The organism is Calditrichota bacterium (assembly GCA_013151735.1).
In the GTDB taxonomy this organism is placed as follows: Bacteria; Zhuqueibacterota; JdFR-76; order JdFR-76; family BMS3Abin05; genus BMS3Abin05.
The window spans coordinates 1-6396 of sequence record JAADHR010000200.1 but is presented as its reverse complement, the minus strand read 5'-3'; the positions used below and the strand labels follow the sequence as shown (position 1 = coordinate 6396).

The window sequence follows — 6396 nt, the reverse complement described above, 5'->3', positions numbered from 1 at the left end:
GGCTGAAACGCCGGTACTTGACCGGTTGTTCCGGGAGTATCCCCACACCCTGATGGGGGCCTCCGGCCCTGATGAGGCTCCCGAGGGACTCAAACTACCTGTTATTTTATTTTCAAAAACACTACACATTGATTTGCGATTTACGATTAACGATTTAAGATCGGCGAAGTAGAAAACTTCTAAAATCGAAGATCGTTAATCGACAATCTGAAATCGTTTTTCTATCCCAACTTCCGGATAGCCTGGCCCATCCAGTCAATGGCTTTCTGAATATTCTCCACCGAATTGGCGTAGGACAGGCGCAAGTAGCCGTCCCCGTATTCACCAAAAGCGGTACCGGAAAGAACGGCCACGCCGGCCTCATTCAGGAAATAATCGGCCAATTCTTTTGTGTTTTTGCCGCTGTGTTTCGCCAGCTCTGTGACGTTCGGAAACACATAAAATGCCCCGCCGGGTGTCAAACAGGAAACGCCATCCAGGCTATTTAGCCCTTCAACAATGACATCGCGGCGCCGCTTGAACTCCGCCACCATCTTTCGGCTGTCATCCTGAGGCCCCTTCAGGGCGGCAATTCCCCCGTATTGAATAAAGCTGTTGGGGCAGGAATTGCTGTTAACCTGAAGCTGAGTGATGCGCTCCGCCAGCCATTCGGGCATCACGCCAAAACCCAGCCTCCAGCCGGTCATGGCGTAGGTTTTCGAAAATCCGTGTAAAATGATGGTTTTTTCCTGCATCCCGGGCAGGGAAGCAATGCTTTGAAATTTATTCTCGTACAAAATAAATTCGTAGATTTCATCGGATAAGACCATAATATCGCGGTCGGCAATCATATCGGCCACGGCCTCCAGATCTGACGGAGAGAGCATTCCTCCGGTCGGATTGTGGGGAGAATTCAAAATGATCATCTTTGTCCGATCATTAATTAACGGGCGCAGCTCATCCACATCAAAGCGAAACTCCTTCTCTTCCCGCAGGGGGATGGGCACCGCTTTTGCCCCGGTAAAATTGATCACGGATTCATAAATAGGAAACCCGGGGTTCGGATAAATCACCTCGTCTCCCGCCTGAGCCAGGGCCAGAATTGAAAAAAACATGATCGGTTTGGCCCCCAATGTGACCACCACCTGATTGGGATTGACGGAAATATTTCTCGTAGCGCCAATGGATTCGGCAATGGCCTCGCGCAATTCGGGAAGGCCGGGCGCCGGTCCGTAATGGGTGTGCCCTTCATCGATGGCCTTTTTGGTGGCTTCCCGGATGTGAGCGGGTGTGTCAAAATCCGGTTCTCCGATTTCAAGATGAACCACTTCCCGACCCTTCGCTTCAAGGGCCTTTGCCTTCGCCAAAACCTCAAATGCCGTCTCGGTTCCCAACCGATTCATTCTATCTGCTAATTTCATAAGCGCTCCTTTCTTGAAATTTTCAATCCGAACTCATTTTCCAGCAGGGCGTTTCGCCATCACCCCGATTTCAGGTCTACTGAAATTGTTTTACGGACTCATCACCGCGCATCGCATGAAGCAAACGGGGAATGTGTTTAATAAACACAATCACCGCCACTGAAAACGTAATGACAAAGGTTGAATGATCATACAAATGAAACGCCCGAATCAGTAAAATTCCGGGCGCCAATAACGTTGCCAGAGCATTTGCGTAGGCTACTTTCCGTGTAATCATATAAATTAAAAACCACAAAGCCAGCCATCCCAAAACCACGTACGGCTGAATCATTAGAAACACGCCTGCCGCCGTAGCCAACCCCCTGCCGCCATGGAATTTCAGCCAGACCGGAAAATCGTGGCCTAACACAACAAAAAAGGAAGCCACCAGCATGCCTTCAAAATCGCGGCCAAACAGCACGGACGTGAGCCAAACAGCCAGTATCCCCTTGAGCAAATCAACGATCAGGACAAATACGGTTAAGAGTTTTGAGTGCGTGACACGCAGGGTATTGAGGGTACCCACATTGCGGCTGCCGCTTTGGGTAATATCCGTGTGGAATTTCCATCGAACGAAAACATAAGCCGTTGGAAAAGACCCAATAAAATAGGAAAGCACGGCAATCATCAGTAAATTCCCAACCATGGAATACCGCCTCTGTTAGGTTAGAATATCTTAACATATTAAATTAAAAAATATTTAGAAAATAAGCAAGCCAAATTTTTTGGGATGAAGGAATTGCAGAACTTATTTTAAGCCTGTTTTAAAAAGCCTTCCCCCCTGGATTTCGTCCCCTGAAAAAAAACGGATCGGGTGGACACACCCACCCTATTTTATCGTGTGAAGATTGTGAAGATCGTTGAAGATGACCAGCACAATCAGCGCGAGCAGGATAAACATCCCCACCTGCTGAATAACCAATTTGGTTTTGGTCGGAACCGGCCGTCCCATGATAGCTTCCAGAACAATAAAGATTAAATGGCCGCCGTCCAGCCCCGGAATGGGGAGAACATTCAAAATGGCCAGATTCAGGCTGATAAAGGCCATAAAAGCAAGCAGGGTGGAAAATCCGGATTTGGCACTTTCCCCGGCCATTTTTGCAATAATGATCGGACCGCCGAGATTCCGCAAAGACGCCTTTCCGGTGGCCAGCATCCAGATGGAGTACCCCACCAATTTAGTCAGGTCCCAGGTTCGCACAAACCCCGCGCCAATGGCTTTTAACGGGCCGACCTTTTCCATGTACAGCTTCGGACTGATGCCAATGAGCCCCACTCTTTCGATCTTCCCGTCAATGGGCACATTCTCGGCACGGGCATGAATAACGGCCTTTTTGTGTTCGCCGTTATGAATCCATTCCACTTCAAGGTCCTTGTCAGCATGGCTGTGAATAATTTTCGTCATCTCATCCCACGACGACACCTCTTGTCCGTTAATGGCCACAATCCTGTCCCCCGGCTGAATTCCCGCTGCAGCCGCAGGCATTCCGGGACTCACCTGCGCGATGGTGGCATCCTTGACCACGCCCACGCCAAGAGACAGCGTCAGTCCGGCGAAAACAACAATCGCAATCAGGACGTTCATCAGGGGCCCTGCAAGGATCACCGAAAATTTTTCCCAAAACGATTTCGACTGGAATTCCCACGGTTCTCCCTTAATTTCCGTGTCCATGCTTTCGTCCACCATGCCCGCCATTTTCACGTAGCCGCCCAGAGGAATCAGGGAAACACAATAGTCGGTTTCCCCGATTTTCTTACCGAACAACCGGGGAGGAAATCCAATGGAAAACCGTTCCACACGAATGCCAACCAATTTGGCAACGATAAAATGCCCGAATTCATGGAGAAATACCAAAACCCCCAAAACAAAAATTGTCGCTAATGCCGTCGTCATATTTTGGTCCTTTTCATCTTTCCTGTTTCAGTCACATTCCTTTTAGTTCACCCCCGATTCGGAAAATTGCAAAAAAAGCCATGCCATTGCGAGCCTGCCTTGGCGGGCAAAGCAATCTCACGCTTAAATTGGACAAAGATTGCTAGCCGGTCGGGACCTTTTCAACGCCATCTCATTCGCAAAAACGGCTTATGATTTGCACCTTAGCGCGCTGCGTGTTCTTTCACAAAATCGCGGCTCCAGGCATCGGCCTGCAAAATATCCTGAATGGTTGGAGAAGACACCCGGTGATGCGCCGACAGCGCCTGCTCAATCAGACGAGGAATCTCCGTAAACGAAATTCTTTTATTCAGGAATTGATGCACCGCCTCTTCATTGGCCCCGTTCAGCACGGCAGGGAGTGTTCCCCCCTCCCGAAGGGCCTCCATGGCCAGCCGCAGATTGGGAAAGGTGCCCGGGTCCGGCTTAAAAAACGTCAGTTCCCGAATCTTTGCAAAATCCACCCGTTCGAAACCGGAGGGACGCCTTTCCGGATAAAACAACGCATATTGGATGGGCAGCCGCATATCGGGAACCCCGAGCTGGGCCTTAACCGAACCATCCACAAAGGCAACCATTGAATGGATGATGGATTGTGGATGAATAACCACGTCAATTTTTTCAAGGGGAATGCCAAACAGCCACCGCGCTTCAATAACCTCTAACCCCTTGTTCATGAGCGTGGCCGAATCGATTGTGATCTTTTTGCCCATCGACCACTTGGGGTGCGCCAGGGCCTGTTCTACCGTAACCTGCTCCAAATCCTCTTTGGCCCGTCCCAGAAAGGGCCCTCCCGAACCGGTCAGAATGATCTTTTCTACCGTCTGCCGATCCTCACCGACGAGACATTGAAATATGGCACTGTGTTCGCTATCAACAGGCAAAATCGCTACATTGTTTTTCCGCGCTTCCCGGGTTACGATTTCCCCGGCCATCACAAGCGTTTCCTTGTTGGCCAGAGCCAGCTGCTTTCCCTTTTCAATGGCTTTCAGCGTGGGTTTCAATCCCACTGCGCCGACAAGGGCATTCACCACCAGAGTGGAGGCATCCTCTTCCAGACAGCGCGTAAGGGCCTCTTCGCCCGTCCAGACCTCTGTTCCCAGCGATTCAATTTCCTTCAAAACGGCAGACTGTTCACCGGGTTCGGTTACCACCACGCGTGCCGGATGAAAGGCCTTGACCTGCTGCAACAACACAGACACCTGTGTGTGAACCGTCAGGCACGATACCCGGAACTCACCGGGAAAACGAGCCACGACATCCAGTGTGTTCCGGCCAATGGAACCGGAGGAACCTAAAATCGAAAGTATTTTCATCGTTTACACAATTCGAAATTCTCCCCGGATGGCTTCAATCTCGCTTAGCTCTTCGGATGTCAGCGTGCCGGGAACCAGTTTTATTTCAAAAAGCCGAAGGAAGCTTTCCTGAAGGGCTTCGGCAAATTCAGTCAACGAAATTGACCGAGGAGAAACGTCCCTGACGCAAATCGTCCCTTCCAGCAGGTTGCGTTTTTCCTCCGCCCGTTTTTCTGCCGGAAGATTCAGGTAATCGGCCAGCTTCTGATGAGACTCCCCCAGTAAAATCGAGCCGTGCTGCAAAACCCGATCCGGCCAGCGCCGCTGGGCCGATCCCACCATTTTTCTTCCGCCAATCGTCAGTTCGTAGCTCAATGCCCGGGCAAAGCAAACAGGCGATCCGGCATACGCGGCGGACGATGAAACCGCTTCGAAAGGGTCCAAACGAATTGAAAATCGCTCAAGGGCCGTTTTCAACACCCGGGACACATTGGCATAACAGGTCAGTAACCGGGAATCGTACAGGCGGCTGGTTGAAGGGAACAGGGCCGCGTACGTTATTTCGTCCCTGTGGTAAATGGCCCTTCCGCCCGTCGGCCTTCGGACAACCGCCACCCCATCCCTGCGACAGGCCTCCAGATTGATCTCCTCTTCACTCTGGTGGTACCCCAGAGAAATGGTGTCCGGCAGCCAGGTGTACAGACGCACGGTGGAAGGCACTTTCCCCTGCCCGATGGCCGCTGCAATAACGGAATCTGCCGCCATGTGCCAGTCGCCCGGCCGGTTCGGTTGAACCAGTAAGCGCCACGTTTCCATCACTTAGCGGACGATTCCTCTTTCGCTTTTTTCAACAAAACGAATAATTTGCAGGATTTCTTCCGTCGGCTTGATTTCGGCCTTGATCTGATCGAGCGCCTGCGAAACATTGAGTTTGGACTGGTAGAGAATACGGTACGTCCGTTTTATGGCGGCCAGCTGTTCCTGCGAGAATCCCCGGCGGCGCAGGCCCACCAGATTAATCCCGGCGTACTGGAGGGGTTCTCCCATCACCAGTACAAAGGGAGGAACATCCTTTACCACCCGGTAACCGCCGCCCACAAAAGCATGGGCTCCAATCCGGACGAACTGGTGCACCGGAACCATTCCGCCCAGCGCGGCCCAATCCTCGATCGTCACATGTCCGGCCAGATTCACGGCATTGGCCAGAATCACGTGATCCCCGATATGGCAGTCGTGGGCCACATGGGTGTAGGCCATAATGAGACAATCTTTTCCCACACGGGTCACCCAGCTTTCGTGGGTTCCCCGGTTCATGGTGGCGTATTCACGGATGGTTGTTCCGTCACCGATTTCCAGAGTGGTCTCTTCACCGCCAAATTTTAAATCCTGCGGAACCGTTCCCAGCACAGCCCCTGTAAACACGCGCACATTTTTTCCGATTCGTGTGCCGGGTGCAAGATGAGCCCCGGGGGCAATGACCGAATTTTCCCCGATTTGCACGTTCTCTTCCACCACGGCAAACGGACCAATCCGCACGTTATCAGCCAGTTCTGCCTTGGGGCTGACAACCGCCTTTTCATCTATCTGAATCACGATTAAACCTTTTTAATTGAGATACCGCTCTTACCGAACCTTTGCTTCCTCCCGGTCAACCACCATGGCCAGTAACTCGGCCTGCGCCACCAGATCGCCATCCACAAAGGCCTTCCCCGACATTTTTGATGTGGTG

6 protein-coding genes are annotated in these 6396 nt (G+C 51.6%); all 6 read right to left on the bottom strand.

Annotated elements, in window-relative coordinates:
• Positions 1-221: 221 nt before the first annotated feature.
• The 6 genes from GXO76_14870 to lpxA all read right to left on the bottom strand — a co-directional run bounded on the left by GXO76_14870 (position 222) and on the right by lpxA (position 6260).
• Positions 222-1400, bottom strand: a complete 1179-nt coding sequence (locus GXO76_14870) for a pyridoxal phosphate-dependent aminotransferase (GenBank protein ID NOY79133.1) — start codon at positions 1398-1400, stop codon at positions 222-224.
• Between the two features lie 76 nt (positions 1401-1476).
• Positions 1477-2085 (bottom strand): glycerol-3-phosphate acyltransferase, encoded by a 609-nt coding sequence (locus GXO76_14865; protein ID NOY79132.1) that lies wholly within the window; start codon positions 2083-2085, stop codon positions 1477-1479.
• A gap of 183 nt (positions 2086-2268) precedes the next feature.
• Entirely contained in the window at positions 2269-3333 is a 1065-nt protein-coding gene (rseP, locus tag GXO76_14860; protein ID NOY79131.1) for an RIP metalloprotease RseP, read from the bottom strand.
• Positions 3334-3536: 203 nt separating this feature from the next.
• Entirely contained in the window at positions 3537-4688 is a 1152-nt protein-coding gene (locus GXO76_14855; protein ID NOY79130.1) for a 1-deoxy-D-xylulose-5-phosphate reductoisomerase, read from the bottom strand.
• A 3-nt stretch (positions 4689-4691) separates the two neighbouring features.
• On the bottom strand, positions 4692-5483 hold the full coding sequence (locus tag GXO76_14850) for a lipoate--protein ligase family protein (GenBank protein ID NOY79129.1): 792 nt from the start codon (positions 5481-5483) through the stop codon (positions 4692-4694).
• Positions 5484-5486: 3 nt separating this feature from the next.
• Positions 5487-6260, bottom strand: a complete 774-nt coding sequence (gene lpxA, locus GXO76_14845; protein ID NOY79128.1) for an acyl-ACP--UDP-N-acetylglucosamine O-acyltransferase — start codon at positions 6258-6260, stop codon at positions 5487-5489.
• Positions 6261-6396 lie beyond the last annotated feature (136 nt).

Coding starts and splice junctions, on each gene's coding strand:
- GXO76_14850 (NOY79129.1), bottom strand. CDS start 5,483: ATGGAAACGTGGCGCTTACTGGTTCAACCGAACCGGCCGGGCGACTGG.
- rseP (NOY79131.1), bottom strand. CDS start 3,333: ATGACGACGGCATTAGCGACAATTTTTGTTTTGGGGGTTTTGGTATTT.
- GXO76_14855 (NOY79130.1), bottom strand. CDS start 4,688: ATGAAAATACTTTCGATTTTAGGTTCCTCCGGTTCCATTGGCCGGAAC.
- GXO76_14865 (NOY79132.1), bottom strand. CDS start 2,085: ATGGTTGGGAATTTACTGATGATTGCCGTGCTTTCCTATTTTATTGGG.
- GXO76_14870 (NOY79133.1), bottom strand. CDS start 1,400: ATGAAATTAGCAGATAGAATGAATCGGTTGGGAACCGAGACGGCATTT.